The 21790-nt window shown below is 42.9% G+C and carries 12 protein-coding genes and 2 pseudogenes; 3 read left to right on the plus strand and 11 right to left on the minus strand.

All coding sequences use genetic code 11. The annotated features are described in order from the left end of the window. The first annotated feature begins 178 nt into the window (after positions 1-178). Positions 179-298: a hypothetical protein gene (locus C6W21_RS19170; RefSeq protein WP_223249562.1), complete on the plus strand. Its 120-nt coding sequence runs from the start codon at positions 179-181 to the stop codon at positions 296-298. A 181-nt stretch (positions 299-479) separates the two neighbouring features. On the opposite strand, the pseudogene C6W21_RS04825 reads toward C6W21_RS19170, so the two are convergent. The 9 genes and pseudogenes from C6W21_RS04825 to nirB (C6W21_RS04865) form a co-directional block, all read right to left on the minus strand. Beyond that, positions 480-1029 (minus strand): annotated as a pseudogene (locus C6W21_RS04825) (CatB-related O-acetyltransferase). Positions 1030-1093: 64 nt separating this feature from the next. Beyond that, entirely contained in the window at positions 1094-2461 is a 1368-nt protein-coding gene (locus tag C6W21_RS04830) for an MATE family efflux transporter (protein ID WP_106055968.1), read from the minus strand. Positions 2462-2480: 19 nt separating this feature from the next. Then, a complete protein-coding gene (dacB, locus tag C6W21_RS04835) occupies positions 2481-3965 on the minus strand; it encodes a D-alanyl-D-alanine carboxypeptidase/D-alanyl-D-alanine endopeptidase (protein WP_106055969.1) in 1485 nt (494 codons plus the stop codon). Between the two features lie 127 nt (positions 3966-4092). Beyond that, entirely contained in the window at positions 4093-5073 is a 981-nt protein-coding gene (locus C6W21_RS04840) for a pectinesterase family protein (RefSeq protein WP_106055970.1), read from the minus strand. A gap of 90 nt (positions 5074-5163) precedes the next feature. Then, positions 5164-5898, minus strand: a complete 735-nt coding sequence (locus C6W21_RS04845; RefSeq protein ID WP_189318166.1) for a DUF421 domain-containing protein — start codon at positions 5896-5898, stop codon at positions 5164-5166. 27 nt (positions 5899-5925) lie between these two features. Beyond that, on the minus strand, positions 5926-6249 hold the full coding sequence (gene nirD / locus C6W21_RS04850; RefSeq protein WP_106049525.1) for a nitrite reductase small subunit NirD: 324 nt from the start codon (positions 6247-6249) through the stop codon (positions 5926-5928). Between the two features lie 23 nt (positions 6250-6272). Further along, positions 6273-8684, minus strand: coding sequence for a nitrite reductase large subunit NirB (gene nirB, locus C6W21_RS04855; protein WP_106049526.1), 2412 nt, complete (start codon positions 8682-8684; stop codon positions 6273-6275). Positions 8685-8774: 90 nt separating this feature from the next. Further along, positions 8775-10913: pseudogene (nasC, locus tag C6W21_RS04860) on the minus strand (assimilatory nitrate reductase catalytic subunit NasC). Next, complete coding sequence (nirB, locus tag C6W21_RS04865) at positions 10910-13168, minus strand: nitrite reductase large subunit NirB (protein WP_106055971.1); 2259 nt, start codon at positions 13166-13168, stop codon at positions 10910-10912. The pseudogene nasC and the gene nirB (C6W21_RS04865) overlap by 4 nt, the downstream one beginning before the upstream one ends. 169 nt (positions 13169-13337) lie before the next feature. Between nirB (C6W21_RS04865) and C6W21_RS04870 the strand changes: the two genes are divergently transcribed. Continuing rightward, the gene (locus tag C6W21_RS04870) at positions 13338-14540 is read left to right on the plus strand and encodes a nitrate/nitrite transporter (protein WP_106055972.1); all 1203 of its coding nucleotides are present in this window, start codon (positions 13338-13340) and stop codon (positions 14538-14540) included. A gap of 62 nt (positions 14541-14602) precedes the next feature. Here the strand turns inward: C6W21_RS04870 and gltD are convergent, their stop codons facing one another. Then, positions 14603-16087 carry a glutamate synthase small subunit gene (gene gltD, locus C6W21_RS04875; protein WP_034660884.1) on the minus strand — a complete coding sequence of 495 codons (1485 nt, stop codon included), beginning with the start codon at positions 16085-16087 and terminating at the stop codon, positions 14603-14605. 16 nt (positions 16088-16103) lie between these two features. Continuing rightward, on the minus strand, positions 16104-20675 hold the full coding sequence (gene gltB / locus C6W21_RS04880) for a glutamate synthase large subunit (protein WP_106055973.1): 4572 nt from the start codon (positions 20673-20675) through the stop codon (positions 16104-16106). Between the two features lie 153 nt (positions 20676-20828). Here gltB and gltC point away from each other — a divergent pair, with 153 nt between their 5' ends. After that, complete coding sequence (gene gltC / locus C6W21_RS04885) at positions 20829-21731, plus strand: glutamate biosynthesis transcriptional regulator GltC (RefSeq protein ID WP_034660886.1); 903 nt, start codon at positions 20829-20831, stop codon at positions 21729-21731. Positions 21732-21790: the final 59 nt, after the last annotated feature.

Consider the following 21790-nt stretch of genomic DNA (forward strand, 5'->3'; position numbering starts at 1 on the left):
TTTAAATGATTTGATTCGATGATTTTCGAAATGATGATTTTCTAGGTTTTACTTCCAATTTAAAAATTTGCACATAGGACTTCTTGCTGAACGAGGGTGATTAACAACGGTTCTGCCATTCCCGGATCTATTTTAACGCTCGCCCGCTTTAACTGCGTCTAGCTACAACGTATCTCTCATCACAACACTTGCAGCATGTAACCAACTTTCTCTCCAAATATTCGGATTGATCGCAGCAGTTGTATTACTTGGCGGAGGATCGGTAGGAGCGGCATTAACCATCATACGATTGGAATAAATACAAAAAGCCCATCTAGGGCTTTTTCAGACCGTATACAAACCCTCGCATTCGCTGTCAGTCCGGCGCTTCGATGCTCGTCCTTCTTAGATTTCAAGGGTTTTCTATTACGCTGAAAAGAAGACAAAGGGCTAAAATAAAGATCATTTTAGCCCTTTGTCAACAATCTGGAAAGGCTTTTTCAGCCTTTCTTTTTTATGTCTTCTATGACATTTATACATTGTTCAATATCATCAGATTGTAAGAGGTGAAAAATAGATTGGATGACGGTAATCTCTAAATTCCACCATTCTAATAACTGAAATTTTTCAATTATTTCAGATGAAAACCGGTATTTCATGAGCTACTGTGGATTCCCTGCGGCAATTGCATATGGCGGCACATCTTTTGTGATCACACTATTTGCTCCGATCACTGCTCCGTTCCCTATACATACTCGTCGCGCCATACCCAATCCATACGTCGTGCCCTATGTGTACATCTCCTTTCGATTTGGGATGTCCTTTAATGTGGAAAGCTTCTTTGAAAATTTGATTAAACGGATACGTTGTGACCCAATCTGTACGGTGTTCACCACCAAGAAAAATTTTCACTTCGTTTGCGATGGAACAAAACTTCCCAATGTTTAGTGTCGTACCTTCCCCCCATGTCAGCACTTGGAAATCTGGTCCTGCATAAGAAAAATCACCGATATTGTGCGAGCTCAGTTCACTTCTTTGATTCAAAAACATAGAAGATCAGACCTCCTAAAAAGTGATAGATCTTCGTATGTATATGCTGCTTCACACTTTTACATTATGATTGCACTAGCGCTACAATCTGTTTTTTCTTCCATACGAGCTGATAGTAGCCGTATTGAAGGAGTAAGTTCACAAAGAAAGCCGTAGGATAGCCAATCCAGATGCCCTTGATGCCAAGGGTTGTGTAGTGCGATAGCACATAAGCGACTGGCACTTCTACAAGCCAGATGGAACAAATACTAAAGATCGTTGGCCATAAAACTGTTCCACTCGCTCTCATCGTGGCTGCAACAATTTGGGCCGTTCCAAAAATAAGATAGCTCCATAATGTAATGACGACCAAGCTATAGGCAATGTCAATCGTTTTAGAATCTGTTAAAAAGATAGATAAAATCTGCGGTGCGAAGAGATAAACAACAATAATAATGAATCCGCCTATGGCAAAATTGAGTCCCAACCCAATTTTTATCACATCTTTCAGCCGATTGATATTCCCTGCACCGATGAATTGTGCTGCAAAGATAGAGACCGCGATGCCAAGACTCACTGCCGGCATCTGCACATAGCTCACGACTTGATTGACAACACCATAGGCAGCAGTCGCCTGTGATCCATAATCGTTGACAAAAGAAATAACAGCAATTTCTGATAAAGAAATAAGGATCATATTAATGCTCGATGGAATGCTGAGCTTTAATAACGTTTTTAGTAGATCCCCTTTCATCAATAAATGCTTTCTAACCGATGCATCAATGCGAAGCGGGTGCTTTGTTTTATATAAGTAGATATGTAGAATGATAAATGTCACAATGGTTGAAATCACAGAAGCATACGCAGCGCCGTATAAACCAAATGCCGGCAGTCCCAGCCAGCCAAATAATAAAATGGGCAGCATTAAAATATTCGTTGCCGTACTAATCATTAAGAAATAAAAAGGCGTTTTTGAATCCCCAGTCCCTCGCAGGAAAGTCGTGTAAACAAAATAAAGAAATAAGATCGGCATTGAGATGAATAGAATTCTGGCATATGCCGCACTTTCCTCCACGATATTTGCAGGTGTTCCCATGAGATTTAAGATATCTGTTGCAAAAAAACCTCCAATGATCGCTAAAGATAGTCCAATTAAAAAAGTGAATGAAAGCGTTGTGCCAATAATTTCTTTTAATCTTTGTTCATTTTTCGCTCCATACGCTTGTCCAATAAGGATTGAACTTCCCGATCCAATTCCAATGGAAAAAGAAACGAGTAAAAAGAAAAGCGGAAAGAATGCAGAAATCGCAGCTACTGCATCCTCTCCTATCCATCTGCCAACAAGGACAATGGAGACAAGCTGTCCGATTGATTGCAAAATATTGCTAAGCAAAAGCGGGACGAGAAAAATGGACATGGTTTTTACTAAAGATTGATTGTTATCTAACGTCATGATGGTTCTCCTTCTCTATCTAAAGATTCTCAGCTAAAATGCTGACAATATGGTCTTCTATCTCTTTCCCTTTTTCGTCATCAACAAGATGATTTAATAAAATGGAAAAAGCGACTGTCTTTCCGCTCTTCGTGTCAATATATCCAGAAAGTGTACTGACCGTAGTTAATGAACCTGTTTTTGCACGTACTTTTTCTAGTGTAGCTGGTTCTTTCAATCTGTTTCTTAACGTCCCTCCCACCATTCGTTCACTTGCCCCTGCTAACGGAAGCGCATGTTCAAAGGTCTTAAACCATTTTTCCTTTTGAATGTTTGTTAAAAATAACGTGAACTGGTTGGCAGACACAAGGTTAATAGGTGATATGCCCGACCCATCTCGCAGCACTGCAAGAGATGGATCGATGCCAAAAGCAGGAAGCCTTTCATTCATAACATCCAGTCCATCCTCAAAGCTCCCTTTGCTTTTCACTTGTTTTCCAAGTTCCTTTAGCAACATTTCTGCATGGGTATTGTTGCTGAGTTTCATCATGGGAACAAGCAGCTCTGATAAAGGCATCGATGAATGGGTGGCAATTTTCTTGGCTTTTTTAGGAACTTGTTTTGTTTTAAGCGGTCCTTTTACTTGAATCCCTTCCGCCTTTAATGCTCGTTTCATTAAATCTAACGCATAAGTGGTTGGCTCCCATAACGCTACCCATTGTCTAGATGAACTCACTTTCACCGGAATGGTTCCAGTCAAAGTAATCTTGTTTGTGCCGTGAGAGCGCTTAAAAGAAATCTTCTTTTTCCCGCCTTCTGGCACGGTTTTCACTTGATTCATGATTTGAGGGACTGAAGTCTTCGGGATCATGTCATAGGTCGCTTTTTGCCCTGCTTTTTTGCCTGGTTTTACTTCGAGAATCACGGTTCCTGCATCATAATCTTGATTCGGTGAAGCCGTGAGAGCAGAGATTTGTGCACCGTAATATTGATCTTCATCACTCCAAGGCAAATCAATAGAATATCGCGTATCATCATACCAAGTGTCATCTGCCGCAAGCTGTCCGCGAATCGTATGTATTCCGGCCTTTTTCACTTGTTTGGCAAGTGCTGCAAAATCCTCCTCTAATAAAGTCGGATCCCCGGTACCGCGTAGATACAGGTTGCCATGTAACGTTTTCTTTTGAATAGAACCATCCATCCAGATATCTGTCAAGAATGTGTGTGTTTCTCCTAGTATATCAAGGGCGATGGCTGATGTGAGCAGTTTCATATTAGAAGCAGGAGTAAGACGAATATCGGCTTGATGTTCATAAAGAAGAGAGGAGTCAGAAGTATTGCGGACGCTGATACCGGAGATCGCGCCCTCTAAATCAGGTGCTGTTCGTATGAATTCATCTAAAGCTGTCATCCACGGCAGTGAGTCGTCACGAGCTGTAAGTTGGTCATCTTTTGCTGAAAAAGGGAGAAATAAAATCGACAGGATACATATTTGTAAAAACAAGAGCTGTGAAAAACGCTTCACGCAATCCCTCCTTTTTTGTCGCAGCCAATTTTAGAAGAATATGTTCATTATACACAAAAGAACGTTTGTTCTCAAAGGTTTTTTAAACAGAAAAGTCAGCTTTCTTTGACGAAAACTGACAAGCCCTTTATCTCTTTTCTGGATTCCAGCCATCGGTTCCGCCCAGAACAGCTTGCACCGTGATTTGACTTGCTTCGTTTTTCGTTAAAATACTGGACCATTTTACGCGGTATGCTGCATTGCTTCCTGCCCCTGTCGATCCATATTCTTTATATCTTGCTGTTCTTTCGTTATCACGGTTATCCCAGTTATGCCATCCCTCTTCCTTAATATGATCATCCATTTTTGTATAGAGGAATGTCACAGCGGAATGAGGCCTCCACGGACGTCCTAAATAAACCGATTGAGCAGCTGCCGTCCCCTTTTTCAACGTAGAATCGATGAATACATAACCATACCTTTGTGCTTCTGTTGTGGATGCTGCAGTAATATACCCATTTCCAAGACTTTTTATTTCAGCTCTTTTAAACACAGCTGTGGCTGATCCAAAAATAAAATCGACCGTGCCCTCGATATAGCAGTTTTCATAATATTGCCGGCCTGTGCCTGTTGCATAAAGCGTATCTTGATAGCCAAGGACGCGTACTTGCTTGAACGCGGCCCGGTCTCCAGACACATAAAGGGCAACAGCCTGACCTGCATGTCTGCCAGCTGTATTTTGAAAGGTGATATTTTCTGCATAAAAGTCGTTTGAACGAATCATAGTGCTGGAGCTATTTGTTGTGCTGCCAGTACTTGCATTTGTATCATCATACGTCAGAATCGTCTTGTGCTGGTTTTCGCCGATAAAGGAAACGTGCGGTTTATTTTGCGGAAGCAGGATCTTTTCTTTATACACACCATTTTTAATATAGATCGTTACGCTCTGTTGATTGTTCGCTGGAATCGCATTAATGGCAGATTGAACGGTTCGAAACGAGCCATTTCCCTTTTGATCGACCACAATAACGCGGTTTGTTTGATTCTGATGTCCGGCTGCTTGAAGTGATGCTGAGTCAAATAGTAATAAAAACAAGACGACTACAAGCCATACCTTTCCATACTTCATCGCACATCTCCTCCTTTGTGAACGTTTTCAATCAAACATTCTTTCTGATCCTATTCATGACACGCACAAAAAAACACCCACTTATTGATGTTATGGATGTTTTTTAGACTTTTCATATTTCTTCGCATAAATCCCTTCATTTTCAATCCATTCACAAAATAGAACATCTCGATGAGAAGAAATGTGCTGCTTTTTTAATTGCTCACTCAGCCATGTTTCGTCAAAGCCAGCTTCTTGTAGGTCATCTTTTAAAATTTCGCCATCGATAATAAATGTTCTAGGCAATTTGACTTCTTTTCCCTTCACGTTCACATCTTCTGCGGTGGCAGTTGCGTATTTCATTTTCGGAAGAACACTGACAGAGCCGTCTGTTTCCAAAATGGCATATTCTATTTCATGCAAGGCAAAATGACCCTTCGCGCGAATCAGTGTCTGCAGCTGATTGAGATCAAGCATATTTTTCTTCAAGCGATTGTAGTGAATCTTCCCTTTATCAATGACAAGTGTAGGTCTTCCTTCTAAAAAGGCTCGAATACCTTTAAAGCGTTGTGAAAACCATTCAACTGTATAAATGAGAACGCCCCATACCGCAACAGCAAACAAAATGTGCTGAATCTTGACTTCTGGGTCAAAAATGGCGTTTCCGACCATTTCGCCTAAAATCAGTGCAGAAATAAAATCAAACGGCGTGATTTGTGCAAACTGTGTTTTCCCTAATAATTTTGTAATAAAAAATAAGGCGAAAAACCCGATAAAGAGTTCAATCAAAATACTAAGAAACGGCACAAAAATTCCTTCCTTTCTTGCTGCATTTACATACAGCATATACATGAAAGGAAGGATCTAAACTATTTATGAGGGCAATAAAATAAAGACATCGTCCCCCTCGACCGCTGTTTCATACGTTTTAACGCACCCGTGATCTGGTGCTTGAACGTTCCCTGTCGAAAGATCAATCTTCCAATCATGCATTGGACAGAAGACATGGTCTCCACTTACCATTCCTTCAGCCAGAACACCGCCTTTATGAGGGCAGCGGTTTTCAATAGCTTTGAATTGCTTATTAGAGGTTTGAAAAACAGCTAATTCAAGAGTACCGACTGCGACTGTTTTTCCTAGCTGCAGCGGAAAATCTGATAGGGTGCCAATGTGAACTTTTACAACTGAAACTGTCATATGATTTCATCCCTTCAATTGATTTATACAGAAGCCGTCGCTTTTTGAAATAATTGTTTCGTGTCTTTTTGACTCTCGCGCATCTCCTGCCAAGGCTCCTCATACGTTGACAGTGCGATGTCCATTCTTTGAATTAAGGCTTCTCGTTTCTCATCATCTAGGAGTACTGATTGAATATGATCTAATCCAAGTCGTTCAACCCAAGCAGAGGTTCTTTCTAGATAATTTGCCGTTTCTCTATAATATTGAAGGTATGCAGCTGCCACTTGCTCTACTTCTTCTGCTGTACTGACCTTCATCAATAAATCTCCAGCCCGCAAGTGTGTGCCGCCATTTCCGCCGGCGTACAATTCAAATCCTCCATCAATTCCCACAATGCCAAGGTCTTTAATGCCAGATTCTGCACAGTTTCTAGGGCAAGCAGAGACAGCCATTTTGACTTTATGCGGTGTCGCAAGACCTTCGAATTTCTTTTCAAGTGCAATGCCAAGAGCCATCGAGTCCTGTGTGCCGAACCGGCAAAATTGTTCTCCAACACAAGTTTTGACCGTTCTTAAAGATTTTCCGTATGCATAACCAGATGGCATATCCAGGTCTGCCCATACTTTAGGTAAATCTTCTTTTTTGACACCTAGAAGGTCGATACGCTGGCCGCCAGTCATTTTCACAAGCGGTATTTCATATTTGTCGACGACATCTGCTATTTTTCTCAGGTCATTTGCATTTGTCACGCCGCCGTACATCCGCGGAACAACCGAATAGGTGCCATCTTTTTGAATATTGGCATGCATGCGTTCATTCACAAATTGTGAGCTCTTTTCATCTTTGTACTCAAGAGGTTGAAGCATGCCTAAATAATAATTCAATGCAGGTCGGCATTTTGAACAGCCTTCCTCTTTCTCCCAGTCAAGTACGTTCATCACTTCTTTGACATGCTGCAGGCCTTTCTCTTTGATTTCATGAATGACTTCATCTCGTGAAAGAGTGGTGCAGGCGCAGATGGTTTCTTTTTGGGCTGTTCGGTTCGCATCATCGCCCAACGTGTGCCAAAGAATCTCTTCGACAACGGGCTTGCAGCCTCCGCATGATCGTGAGGCACTTGTACATTGCTTGACTTCCTGAATCGTTGTTAAGCTTTCTTTCTGAATGGCTTCCACAATCTGACCCTTTGAAACACCGTTACAGCCGCAAACGATATGGTCGTTTGCCATGCTTTCAATCGTGCTTTCTTGCGCCGGATCATTCGAGGTTAAGACAGAAACCTTCTCCATATCCGACATATCTACCCCTTCTCTAATGTACGAGAATAGGCGAGGTCCATCGCTTGTTTCTCCAAACATGACGGCACCTACTAATCGGTTTTGCTGGAAGACTAGTTTTTGATAGATGCCTTTTTGTTCGTCAAAAATTTTGATCGCTTTTTTCTCATCGTTTTCTATAAAGTCACCAGCTGAAAACACGTCAACTCCCGATACTTTCAGCTGAGTTGACAGAACAGAGCCTTCATATGGCACAGGATTCATGTCACATACATGCCCAGCAAGCACATTCGCTTGATCGTATAAAGGAGCGACAAGCCCGTACGTTTGTCCTCTGTGTTCTACACATTCTCCGACGGCATAAATGCCTGAGACACTCGTTTCCATGAAATCATTGACGATAATACCTCGGTTCACTTCAAGGCCGCTTATTTCTGCAAGCATTTTACTTGGTTTAATTCCTACAGCCATGACGACTAGGTCTGTCTCAAGTGTAGAGCCATCTGAAAATGATAACCCTTCAACTCTTGTATCTCCTAAAATCTCATTTGTCTGTTTTCCTAACAGGAAGTTCATTCCCTGCTCTTCTAATGCTTTTTGTAGAAGCTGACCTGCAATTGGGTCCAGCTGGCGTTCCATTAAATGAGAGCTGAGGTGAATGACATTCACTTCCATGCCTAAGTTGAGTAGGCCGCGTGCTGCTTCCAGTCCAAGAAGGCCGCCCCCAATGACTGCTGCTTTTTTGTACCTGTTAGAGGCATTTACCATTTCCTCTGTGTCTTGCAATGTACGGAAGGCCGTCACGCCTTTTTTATCACTCCCTGGAATCGGCAGGATAAACGGAAGTGACCCTGTTGCTAAAATCAATCGATCATAATGCACGGTCCGTCCTTGATCACTGGTGACTGTTTGGTTATCTGTATCGATCTTCACAATGGTCTCATTTGTAAACAACTGAATATCATGCTCCTGATACCAATTCCAATCGTTTAGTGTAATATCTTCAACCTTTGTATCTCCTTGAAGCACCTTCGATAAAAGAATCCGGTTATAGTTAGGATGCGGTTCACTTCCAAATACCGTCATGTCGAATCGTTCGCTGTCTGTTTTTAAAATGTTTTCGAGGCTTCGAATGCCAGCCATACCGTTCCCCACTAATATGAGTTTTTCTTTCACGATAAAACACCCCTCATGTGATCATTTTTTAGAAAGTACCATAATCTAAACATAGATGGAAAATACATGTTATGATTTCTCACATAGTTTTTAATTCACATAGGATGACAGCTGTACAGGACAATATTTAAAGCCTGGCATTTTACTGTGCGGATCTAGTTGTTCACTAATTAATTGATTAATGGATTGATGTTTACTCCAGTGAAATGGAACAAACACGGTATCTTTTCGAATGGTGTCTGATAGGCGGCATCTCATGATGACACTCCCTCTTTTTGACTGGATGGTCACAAGCTCCCCATGCTGAAGTCCATACGTTTTTGCTGTGTCGGGATGGAGCTCTGCATAAGATTCAAACTGCCGGGCAACAAGAGAGGTACTTTTTCTTGTTTGAACGCCCGTTTGGTAGTGAGCCATCACTCTGCCTGTCGTTAAATAAAGAGGATATTCTTGACTGACTGGTTCCTTTGCCACATTTTTTCCGTGTGGGACGACGGCAAACTTTGCTAAACTGTCAGAATGTGAGAATGCATGTTCAAATAATCTTTCGGTTCCTGGGTCTTCTAGATGCGTACAAGGCCATAATATGCCTTGCTCCTTCCTCAGTCTTTCATAGGTCATGCCTGAATAATCCGCTTTTGCGTCTTTTGTTGCGGCTCTTAATTCTTCAAAAATCTCTTCTGCGGATGAAAAGGAGAAATAGCCGCCTTTGCCTAATACAGCTGCTATATCACAAATGATTTGCCAATCGTGCTTTCTTTGATGCTTAAGTGGATATGTTGCTTCTCTAAGCGTAACGCGCCCCTCTACATTTGTCACCGTACCTTCATTCTCTAATTATGACGAAGTAGGTAAAATTACATCTGCCAGCGCAGCTGTCTCAGACATAAATAAATCAACAGCTACAAAAAAGGACAATTTCTTGATTGCTTGTTGAATAAAGCGCGCGTGCGGGCCTGACTGAACGGGGTTAGAGCACATTAAAAAGAGCGCTTTTATCTCTCCTTCCTGCATTTTTTCAAACATCTCAAAAGCAGACACGCCTTTTCCAGGGAGTTCTTTTTCATCAATGTCCCATATGTCAGCTATTTCTTTTCTGTGAGCAGAATTTGTGATATCTCGATACCCTGGAAGCTGATCTGCTTTTTGTCCATGCTCTCTTGCCCCCTGGCCATTTCCCTGGCCGGTTATTGCGCCATAGCCGCACCCAAAGCGGCCGATCTTCCCAGTAACAAGCAGAATATTCAGGAAATTTCGCACGGATGCTGTCCCGTCTATTTGCTGCTCAATGCCTCTTGCTGTGAAAATCATGCCTGTCTTTTCTTGTGCGAATTTCCTTGCTATTTTCTGCAGAACTTCAATCGTCACACCGGTTTGCTCAGCAATGTTTGAGAGGGACATGCGCGAGACGTTCTCCTTTAATTTTTGGAACCCTGACGTTCGATGACGAATAAATGATTCATCTATTAAATGTTCATGAAGCATAATGTGCAAGATGCCGTTTGCCAGTGCAGCATCTGATCCTGGTTTCAGGCTGACATGTACATCGGCTAATTGGGCTGTCAGTGTTTTGCGCGGATCGATGACGATGAGAAATGCACCGTTTTTTTTCGCCTCTTCGACGTACGGCATGAAGGTTGGCTGACATTCTGCTATATTCGTTCCAACCAATATCAATACCCGTGTATGCTTGATGTCACTGAGAGGAAACGTAAGACCCCGGTCAAGTCCGAATGTTTGATTCGCCGCAGTTGCTGCTGACGACATACAAAGTCTCCCGTTGTAATCGATGTATTTCGTTTTCAGCGCCACTCTCGCAAACTTTCCGAGTAAGTACGCCTCCTCATTTGTAATAGATGCGCTTCCGTACACACTGATGGCATCATGCCCGTGTGCCATCTGAAGGGATTCCATGTTTGTTTTGATTTCATTAAGTGCCTCCTGCCATGACGCTTTTACAAATTGCCCGTTTCTTTTGATGAGCGGGTGATTCAAACGTTCTTTGTGCAGTGCGTGCTGGTGTGCATGCTGCCCTTTCATACAAAGTCTCCCGTGCGTAGTTGGATTGTGTACGCCAATCGTTTGATATCTGGTTCGTCCTTCCACATGCTGCTCTACTAGCTGCATTTTGCACTGCATACTGCAAAATGGACATTGGGATTGATACACTCGCTTTCGTTCTTCCTGCTCTGATATTTGCTGGGCATATCGTAAAAAAGACTGACTCATACCTTCACATCCTTTTGTCTGCTTTGGTCAAATTGTTCACAGAGCTCTTTTCTTCTTTCCTCATCAAGCAATTTTTCTCGAATAGAAATAAGTCCATATCGGAGAAGCCAATCGCCGATGGATTCTTGAAAGTATGCACTTTTTCTATAATCTTCAAGCAGCGCTTTTAAAAAAGGGATCAGCTCACTTGATTGAGGCAAAGTGTAAAAAAGCTGGCCGGCCTTCGGCTGACATACGTCACCTCCTATATAAATGTTCCATTCCCCCAGCTGTCTCTTCATGCAAATGTCATATATTGGAGATAGTTTACACGTGCAGGAAGAGCTGGCGACATGAATAGAGGTGACGGCTGGTAAAAGTGTGTCTTCTACTTGTCTTTCAAACTCCATTACTAGTGCTGTGACAGCTGGATCGTGACTACAATCACATGTAAGGACATAAGATAGTCTTCTTTTCTCTTTCGCCATGATGGGCCAATGTTTTTTGACGATCTGTGCCGCCTGTTTTGACACGCCGATGAGCCGTATTCGTTTATGCTCTGTCAGCTCTGCCTGATCAATTAGTTTTTGTTCTAACAAAGACGTCATGATTTTCAGGAAATCCAGTTCAAGACGCCCTCCGTATAGCTGAGGCAGCATGTCTTCTTGATCAGCATCGCTGATTTTTTCAATCGGTGATTGGAATTGCTCGAGATAGTATGGAATGGCAGACCTGCAGTTGCTGCAGCCGTTCTCTGTTTTCCAATGAAAATGTCTTCTGATTTCCTCCACATTCAGCAGCAGTTGCTTTTTGATAAACGAAAAAATGGTCTGCTCATCAGCTTCTGTACATGAACAAAAAGAGGCCGGCGCATCTATTTGTTCATGTGATGATAACTGACAGCAGGCACGGACGAGCTCTTGACAGCCGCCGCAGCCCGTTGCTGCCCCTGTTTGTTTTTGAACCTCTTCTAAGCTTGTCAGCTGATGGGCGGATATGGTGTTCAAAATCGTCCCTTTTGTAACGCTTTGACATTGGCAGACGAGATCGTCCATTTTTAATGAATCTAGAGGAGATGGCTGCTCCTCATGAAGAGCTTTCATGACGACACTTTTATCACGCCCCACTTTCACATCTTGCAAAAGCTGATCGGCTTTCTCCAGTTCTCCAACTAATAAAAAACCTGTTAGTGCCTCGCGTTCAAAGACGAATTTTTTATACACTTCTTGCTCTTCATCTAAATATGTCACCACTGACGTATACGGAGAATGGTGTTCAATACATCCCGCAGAATAGATAGGCATGTCAGGTACTTTTAATTTTGTTGAGTAAATGGGATGAGGTACAGATGTAATTTGCTCGCCTAATAGATGATTGGCAAGTGCATTTGCTTGTTCATAAATGGGCTGAACAAGGCCATGCACCATTCCTTTATGCTCTGCACATTCCCCAATGGCATAAATATCTTGGACATTTGTTTGCATCATATCATTGACGACAATGGCTTTTCGCGTATGAATGCCGTGATTCTTTGCAAGCTGTATGTTTGGACGGATACCTGTTGTGAAAACAACAAGATCAGCATCCACGATGTCTCCATTTTTCAGTAGAACGCCTTCTACCCTCTCATCTCCTAAGCATGCAATGGTATGGGCATTTGTTTTCACCTGAATGCCCTTGCGCGTTAATTGCTGCTGTAATAGACTAGCAGCCGTTTCATCTAATTGGCGCTGCATGAGCCACTCGGCATGATGAATGATGGTTGTCTCAAGTCCCGCAATCTGCAGGCCAGCCGCCACCTCTACACCAAGCACACCGCCTCCGACCACTGCTGCTCGTTGATAACGCATCGCATCCGCACAAATGGCCTCATAATCATCAATTGTACGAAACGCATAAATCCCTTTTTTGGATACGCCCTGAATAGGAAGAAAATACGGCAATGATCCTGTTGCGATGACGAGCTTGTCGTAGGAAATTTCCCGGCGCGCATCTGTCATGATACACTTCTTGTTTGTATCGATATGGACGACTGTTTCCCCTTTGTACATGATGATGTCATGCGCGGTGTACCATTCTTTTTCCTTGAGTTCAATTTGAGATAATGAGTCGCTTTTTTGTAAAATCGATGAAAGTTTTATTCGATTGTAGGCAGGGCGCTTCTCTTTTCCAATAACTGTTATGGCATAGTGTTCTGGCTGTTTTTGAATCATCTGCTCGATACATTTCATACTCGCCATGCCGTTTCCGATAAACACGAGTTTGCGTTTTGCCATATGAAATCAACCTTTCTAAGCTTCTTGCCCAACACATTGTATGGATAGATTATGGCACATGCCTGTAAAAAAGTGTGTATTCATGTCATTTTTTCTAACATGATACTTTTATTACTTGGGATAACTCGCTATCTTTAAGTCAGAAAATTCAAAATAGAGGAGGCATTTTATGAAACTCTCAGAGTTAAAATCAAGTGGTCACCCTAAGACATTGCTAAGTTCCTTTTTATATTTCGATGTGAGCTTTATGATCTGGGTCTTATTAGGGGCACTGGGTGCTTTTATTGCGCAAGACTTTGCTTTATCGACCGCAGAGAAAGGGATGATTGTTGCCATTCCGATTTTATCTGGTTCTTTTTTTCGGATTGTAATTGGCTTATTCACCGATCGTATAGGACCTAAGAAGACAGCGGTAATTGGCATGCTATTCACCACCATCCCGCTCATCTGGGGGTTCATCGCTGGTACAACCCTTTCCGAGCTCGTGCTGATTGGTATTTTGTTAGGAGTAGCAGGAGCAAGCTTTGCTGTTGCTTTGCCAATGGCAAGCCGCTGGTATCCTCCTCATTTACAAGGCGTGGCCATGGGGATTGCAGGTGCCGGTAACAGCGGAACACTGATCTCCACACTATTTGGTCCACGTCTTGCCGAGATTTATGGATGGCATGCAGTCATGGGGCTTGCCCTGATTCCGTTAAGTCTTGTCTTTTTGTTTTTTATTTTCACAGCAAAAGATGCACCAAATCAGCCCGCTCCAAAGCCGCTACGGTCGTATTTTTCAGTATTTCAGGTGAAATCGACATGGTTTTTCTGCCTGCTTTATGCGATTACATTCGGAGGATTTGTCGGGCTTTCCAGTTTTCTCAGTATTTTCTTTGTGGATCAATATGGTATCTCGAAAATTCATGCAGGTGATTTTGTGACTCTTTGTGTGGCGGCGGGCAGCTTCTTTCGCCCCATCGGTGGTCTCATTGCGGATAAAATAGGCGGAATGAAAGTACTGCTTGGATTATTCGCAGTCATCTGCATCTGCTTAGGAGGGGTGAGCAGTCTTCCAGCTTTACCTTTGGTCATTACCCTTTTATTTACCGGGATGATGTGTCTTGGGATGGGGAATGGCGCAGTTTTTCAGCTGGTGCCTCAAGTATTTCATAAAGAAATTGGGATCGTGACCGGAATTGTTGGTGCTGCTGGGGGCATTGGCGGCTTCTTTTTACCTAATATTCTGGGCAGTTTAAAAGAAGTGACAGGCTCATATATGTTTGGCTTTTTGACCATTTCTCTTTTTGTTCTAGTTGTCTTTATTTGTTTAGTCATATCGCAGCTTAAACGCAAAAAAGTCATCATCAACCACACCATTTCTGAATCATAAAAAGCCATGACCACTCTTGGGCCATGGCTTTTCTTTATATGTGTAAACACCCTTTGTATGACCTATTTTGGCAGAACCGAACTCCCCATTAAATAACGGTCTACCTCGTGCGCCACTTGTCTGCCTTCATTAATTGCCCAGACAATCAAGCTTTGCCCGCGTCTTGCATCTCCCGCTGCAAATACGCCTTCTACATTTGTTGTATACTCCCCATACTTTGCGTCAATGCGATTGTTTTTGCTGTCCACGCCAAAGTGTTTCACGAGTGGCTGTTCAGTTCCCTCAAAACCAATTGCAATAAAGACTAGCTGAGCAGGCCATACCTTTTCTGTCCCTGGAATCTCATGAAATTCAAACTTCCCCTGTTCGTTTTTCACCTTTTCCATTTGAATGGTATGAAGCTCTTTTAATTTCCCATTTTTGTCTGCCACAATTTTTGTGGTTTGAATGGAATATTGACGCGGATCTTCTCCGAATTTTGCTTGTGCTTCTTCATAAGCATAATCCAGTGAGAAGACGTAAGGCTGTTCAGGCCACATGTTATCCCCTACACGTGTATCCGGAAGTTTTGGGTGCTTCCCGAACTGAACAACACTTTTTGCTTTTTGGCGAAGTGCAGTTGCGACGCAATCCGCACCTGTATCTCCCCCGCCAATGACAATGACGTCTTTTCCTTTTGCATCAATGAAGTTTTTGTCTTTAAATCCTGAATCAAGCATGCTTTTTGTTGCGAGGGTTAAATAATCCATCGCAAGGTGAATCCCTTTAGCTTCCCGGCCTTCAATCAACAGGTCACGCTGCTTCTGTGCACCTGTACAAAGGATGACCGCATCAAACTGTTCTTTCAGTTCGTCGGCAGTGACATCCACGCCGATTTCTGTGTTCGTTACAAAATCAATGCCTTCTTGTCTCAACAGTTTGACTCTTCGCTCCACCACTTCTTTGTCCAGCTTCATGTTTGGAATGCCGTATGTCAGCAGCCCGCCAAGGCGGTCAGACCGTTCGAACACTGTTACGGCGTGGCCTGCTTGGTTTAATTGATCCGCACTTGCAAGTCCTGCTGGCCCTGAGCCGACAATGGCAATCTTCTTGCCTGTACGGCTTGAAGGAATTCTTGGTGTGATCCATCCATTTTCAAAGCCTTTATCAATGATCGTCCGTTCGATATTTTTAATCGAAACGGCTGGATCATTGATGGCAACTGTACATGACCCTTCGCAAGGTGCTGGACATACTCTCCCAGTAAATTCTGGGAAATTATTTGTTTTTTGCAGTCTTTCGAGAGCTTCTTTCCATCTCCCGCGGTACACAAGGTCATTCCATTCTGGAATTAAATTGTAGATCGGGCAGCCTGAGACGCCGCCCCTGATCTCCATCCCAATTTGACAAAACGGTGTGCCGCAATCCATACATCTAGCGCCCTGCTTCTTCAATACGTCATCTGTATAAGGAGCGGAATATTCTTTCCAGTCATTTTGACGAGTGAGAGGGTCACGTTCATTTGGCTTTTCTCTTTTATAATCCATAAAACCTGTTGCTTTGCCCATTGTCCTCTCCCCTTTCTTAATGAGCGAGGGCTGCTTTTTGCCCGTTTGCCGTTTCTTGATTTTTCGGTTTAGTGTTTGCTTCAAAGGCGAACATGACAGCTTCTTCATGACTGAGGCCCGCTTGTTTTTGTTCTTCAATGCTTTGAAGCATCATTTTGTAATTTCTCGGAATAACCTTGATGAATTGATCCTTTTCTTGCGCCCAGTTTTCGAGAAGTGCTGACGCTTTTGAGCTGTTTGTATAATGAAGGTGCTCTTTAATCAGCTGTTTCACTTCTTGTTCTTCTTCATGATCTGTGAGCTTTTCAAACATGATCATTTCCATGTTGCACATTCTTTTGAACTGTTTCGCATCGGATGTATGGACGTAAGCTACGCCGCCAGACATGCCTGCGCCGAAGTTTTTTCCGACGTCTCCTAAAATGACGACACGTCCGCCAGTCATGTATTCACAGCCGTGATCACCGATTCCTTCAACGACCACATGCACACCTGAATTACGAACGGCAAAGCGCTCACCTGCACGACCGTTAATAAAGGCTTTTCCGCTTGTCGCTCCGTAGAATGCGACGTTTCCGACAATGACGTTTTCATGTCCATTTTGTACAAAGTGATCAGAGGTTTTGACCGCAATTTTGCCTCCAGAGAGTCCTTTGCCGATATAGTCATTTGAATCACCTGTTAAATAGAGAGACATGCCCTTTGGCACAAATGCACCGAAGCTTTGTCCTGCGGAACCAGTGAACCTTAGTGTGATCGTATCCTCTGGCAAGCCTTCTTCCCCGTAGCGCTTAGACACTTCACTTCCAGTAATGGTTCCGGCCACACGATTGATATTGCGAATATTCAATGATAGATCAACCGGTGTTTGATGATTCAGCGCTTCCTGTACATAAGGGAGGATTTCATTCATATCCAGTGATTCATCAATTTTATGATTTTGCGGTGTTCTGAATGTACGAGCTCCTTCTGGCTGATAAAGCAGTGTTTCAAGGTCTAGCTGCCCTGCTTTCCAGTGTGCTTTTGCTCGTTCACTGACTCCTAGAACATCCGTGCGTCCAATTAATTCATCCATTGATGTAAAGCCAAGTTCCGCTAAGATTTCTCTTACTTCCTCTGCAATAAACATCATGAAATTCACAATGTGATCAGGGTTCCCCATGAATTTTTTGCGAAGCTCTGGATTCTGTGTAGCGACGCCGACTGGGCAAGTATCTAAATGACATGCTCTCATCATCACACAGCCCAATACGACAAGTGGAGCTGTCGCAAAGCCGTATTCTTCTGCTCCTAAAATCGCAGCCATGACAACATCGCGTCCAGTCATTAACTTGCCGTCCGTTTCAAGAACGACTCTCTCGCGAAGACCATTTAACACAAGGGTTTGATGTGCTTCTGCCAAACCGAGCTCCCAAGGAAGTCCTGTGTGTTTAATACTCGTTTTCGGCGAAGCTCCTGTGCCGCCATCGTATCCACTGATTACAATGACATCCGCCGTCCCTTTTGCTACACCTGCTGCAATCGTCCCAACGCCGGCTTTAGACACAAGCTTGACGCTGATGCGGGCATCACGGTTCGCGTTTTTCAAATCATGGATCAGCTGCGCCAAATCCTCGATGGAATAAATATCATGATGCGGCGGTGGTGAAATCAATCCGACGCCTGGTGTAGAGCCACGTACATCGGCAACCCAAGGGTATACTTTATTTCCTGGCAGCTGTCCGCCTTCTCCAGGTTTTGCTCCCTGCGCCATTTTAATTTGGAGTTCATTTGCATTGACCAAATAATGACTCTTTACGCCAAAGCGGCCGGAAGCAATTTGTTTAATCGCACTTCTGCGATCATCGCCGCGTTCATCAACTGTAAAGCGTGCAGGATCTTCTCCGCCTTCTCCGCTGTTACTTTTACCGCCAATTCGGTTCATGGCAATCGCAAGCGCTTCATGCGCTTCTTTACTTAAAGATCCAAATGACATGGCACCTGTCTTGAATCGGCGCACGATGGATTCAGCAGATTCAACTTCTTCCAGACGAACTGGTTTTTGTTTTGGCTGGAAAGAAAATAAATTTCTAAGGAAGCCGATTCTTTCTTCGTCCGCTGCCTTTGTATATTGCTTAAATAGATCGTAATCTTCATTGCGGCATGCCCACTGAAGCGTATGGATCGTTTTTGGATTAAAGGCATGGTGCTCTCCATTTTTTCTCCACTGGAAATCACTGCCTGATTCGAGTGTTTGGTCAGTCGCTGCCTGATACCCTGTTTCATGACGGAGTTTTGCCTCATGTGCAATGGTCTCAAGATCGATCCCGCCAAGCTGAGAAGCTGTTCCCGTGAAATACGCCTGAATGACGTCTTCACTAATGCCGACGGCTTCAAAGATTTGCGCTCCTCTATAGCTTTGCACAGTGGAAATTCCCACTTTAGACATGACTTTGACGACACCTTCGGTCACGCTTTTACCAAACTTTGTGACCGCTTCATCAAAGCTGAAAGAGATCGCTTCTTCTGCAATCAACTGTTTGTACGTTTCATACACAAGATAAGGATGGATCGCATCTGCTCCGTAGCCAATCAGTGCAGCAAAATGATGGACTTCTCTGACTTCTCCAGATTCAACGATCAGACTAACCTTTGTCCGTAAGCCTTGGCGTACAAGATGCTGATGCAGTGCACTGAGCGCTAGAAGCGGTGGAATCGGCACTTTTTGTTCTGTCATTTCACGATCTGAAAGGATTAATAAAGATACGCCTTCGCGGATCGCTTTTTCCGCCTCTTCAAACATCGCATCCAATCCGCGCTTTAAATCATCGGTGAATAGAGTATGAATCGTTTTGCTTTTAAAGGCATTATGAACAATCGTTTTCAAGCCGTTAAATTGTCCACTCGTTAAGACCGGTGTATAAAGTTTAATTCTTCGGCATGAATATTCATTCGGATGTAAAATATCCCCTTCAGCACCTAACCAAGTCATGGTAGATGTCACAAGCTGCTCACGAATAGCATCAATCGGCGGGTTCGTCACCTGTGCAAACAACTGCTTGAAATAATGAAACAGAGACTGCGCACGATCTGATAACACAGCAAGCGGTGTGTCGCTTCCCATTGAACCGATTGGGTCCTTACCTTCTTCTAGTAAAGGAATTAAATATTTTTGAATGTCTTCGTACGTATAATGGAACGCACGCTGACGAGTCAATAAATCATCCATTATACTAGAATTTTCTGAATTTTCTTCCGAGCGATTGACATGAACCATTTCTTCATCAAGCCATTTTTGATAAGGAAGTTCATTCGCAATCGTGGATTTCACTTCTTCGTCAGAAATAATTCGTCCTTCTTCTAAATCGATTAACAGCATTTTGCCCGGCTCAAGACGGTCTTTGTATTTGACATCCTCTTCATTTGTGTCGATCACGCCGACCTCAGAAGAGAAAATGATATGATCATCATTTGTGACGTAATATCTTGCCGGTCTTAATCCGTTTCGGTCTAAGATGGCACCGATTTGTTTACCATCTGTAAAGGAAATGGCTGTTGGTCCATCCCACGGCTCCATGAGAGAACTATGGTATTCATAAAATGCCCGTTTCTCTTTTGACATGTGCGTGTTTTCAGTCCAAGGCTCTGGAATCAGCATCATCGCTGTATGTGCAGGTGTACGGCCTGCAAGCACAAAGAATTCAAAGGCATTGTCTAGAATGGATGAATCACTTCCGTCTGCATTCAGCACTGGCAAAATCTTGTCTAAATCGTCTCCGAAAGCTTCAGATACGAATTGTTGTTCTCTTGCTCTCATCCAATTAATGTTTCCTCTTAATGTGTTGATTTCACCGTTGTGAATCAAGTAACGGTTTGGATGGGCTCTTTCCCATGTAGGGAATGTATTTGTACTAAATCTTGAATGAACAAGTGAAAATGCAGAAACAAATGTTTCATCCTGAAGATCAAGATAAAAAGCATCGACTTGATCTGATGTTAAAAGCCCCTTGTATACAATGGTTTGACTCGACAAGCTGACAAAGTAAAATTGCTTTTCCTCTGCTGTTCCCCAGTTCTCAGCCTGCTTACGAATGACATATAATTTTCTTTCAAATGACAAACGATCTGTGATGTTGTCGTTTGCCCCGATAAAGACTTGCCTCACAACGGGACAGCTCTTCGCTGCGACAGTACCAATTTTCCCGGCATCGACAGGGACTGTTCTCCAGCCAATTAATGTTTGACCTTCTTGTTTAATGAATCCGTTGATTTTTTGCTCGATGGCTTGACGCGTTTTCTCGTCATCCTCTTTTGAAAAGAAGACCATTCCTACCCCGTAACGGCCCTTTTCAGGAAGTGCAAAGTCTTTGCAGCTTTTTCTAAAGAAAGCGTCTGGCAGCTGTACCATTAAGCCGGCACCATCACCTGTATACGGATCACTGCCTTGCCCGCCGCGGTGATCAAGCTGGCAAAGCATTTGTAATCCCTTTTTGACGATGCTGTGTGTCGCTTCCCCTTTTAAATGAGCGTACAGTCCGATTCCACATGCATCATGTTCAAATTCAGGACGGTAGAGACCTTGTGGTTGTGGTAGTTGATTATAAGTCATCGTTTCTCTCCCCCGTTTAAAAGATCCGTTTTTTCACAGTCATAAAATCTCACAAACTCTGTAACTTATTTTAAGTTTTCAAATTAATATAAACAATATATAATTTAGATCAAAATAATCTCTTTTTGAGATAGATGGGTGTGAAGTGTAAAAATGGAGCTTCGTCAGTTACGTTATTTTGTAGAAGTCGCAGACCGTGAGCACGTCTCAGAAGCGGCTGAAAACTTACATGTCGCCCAATCTGCTATCAGCCGGCAGATTGCGAATTTAGAAGAAGAACTTGGAGTGGCCTTATTCGAACGAGAAGGCCGAAATATCAAATTAACGAAAATCGGCAGACAATTTTTAGATCATGTCAGAACGGCACTAAAAGCCATTGATTATGCGAAAGAGCAAATTGATGAATACTTAGATCCGCACAAAGGAACGGTGAATATCGGCTTTCCTACAAGTCTAGCAAGCCAAGTGCTTCCTTCTGTCATTTCCGCCTTTAAGCAGGAATATCCAGAGGTCGATTTTTTACTTCGTCAAGGATCCTATAAATTTCTCATTGAAGCTGTAAAAAATCGGGATATTGATCTCGCCTTTTTAGGACCCGTACCGACAAACGATCCTCAAATAGAAGGAAATATTTTATTTTCAGAAAGCATTTATGCCCTTTTGCCGGTTAGCCACCCCTTTAGCGGACAAAAGAGTATTCATTTAAGTGATTTAAGAAAGGATCATTTCGTGTTATTTCCTGAAGGGTATGTGCTGAGACAAATTGCAGTTGATGCTTGCAAGCAGGCAGGCTATAAGCCAACCATTTCATCTGAAGGAGAGGATTTAGACGCCATTAAAGGTCTTGTATCAGCGGGTATGGGCGTTACCTTATTACCCGAAAGCGCCTTTTATGAAACCACACCGCGATTTACAGCGAAAATTCCGATCGATTTTCCGCAAGTGAGAAGAACTGTTGGAATTATTGCGTCTAAGTCACGAGAAATGTCTCCTTCTGCCCATGATTTTTATGTGTTTGTGAAGGATTTCTTTTCTAAAATTGAACAATATAAATAATTTATTAAAACAGGACATTTCATTTGTGGAAATAATCCCTCTTTGTATATGATGGGTTA

Source organism: Bacillus sp. NMCN1, assembly GCF_002998085.1.
Taxonomy (GTDB): Bacteria; Bacillota; Bacilli; order Bacillales; family Bacillaceae; genus Bacillus.

Bases quoted from the DNA above. Each gene is read 5' to 3' on its own strand.
- gltD (WP_034660884.1), bottom strand. From the start codon at position 16,087: ATGGGCAAAGCAACAGGTTTTATGGATTATAAAAGAGAAAAGCCAAAT.
- gltB (WP_106055973.1), bottom strand. From the start codon at position 20,675: ATGACTTATAATCAACTACCACAACCACAAGGTCTCTACCGTCCTGAA.
- gltC (WP_034660886.1), top strand. From the start codon at position 20,829: ATGGAGCTTCGTCAGTTACGTTATTTTGTAGAAGTCGCAGACCGTGAG.
- C6W21_RS04870 (WP_106055972.1), top strand. From the start codon at position 13,338: ATGAAACTCTCAGAGTTAAAATCAAGTGGTCACCCTAAGACATTGCTA.
- C6W21_RS04845 (WP_189318166.1), bottom strand. From the start codon at position 5,898: ATGCTGTATGTAAATGCAGCAAGAAAGGAAGGAATTTTTGTGCCGTTT.
- C6W21_RS04830 (WP_106055968.1), bottom strand. From the start codon at position 2,461: ATGACGTTAGATAACAATCAATCTTTAGTAAAAACCATGTCCATTTTT.
- nirB (WP_106055971.1), bottom strand. From the start codon at position 13,168: ATGGCAAAACGCAAACTCGTGTTTATCGGAAACGGCATGGCGAGTATG.
- C6W21_RS04840 (WP_106055970.1), bottom strand. From the start codon at position 5,073: ATGAAGTATGGAAAGGTATGGCTTGTAGTCGTCTTGTTTTTATTACTA.
- nirD (WP_106049525.1), bottom strand. From the start codon at position 6,249: ATGACAGTTTCAGTTGTAAAAGTTCACATTGGCACCCTATCAGATTTT.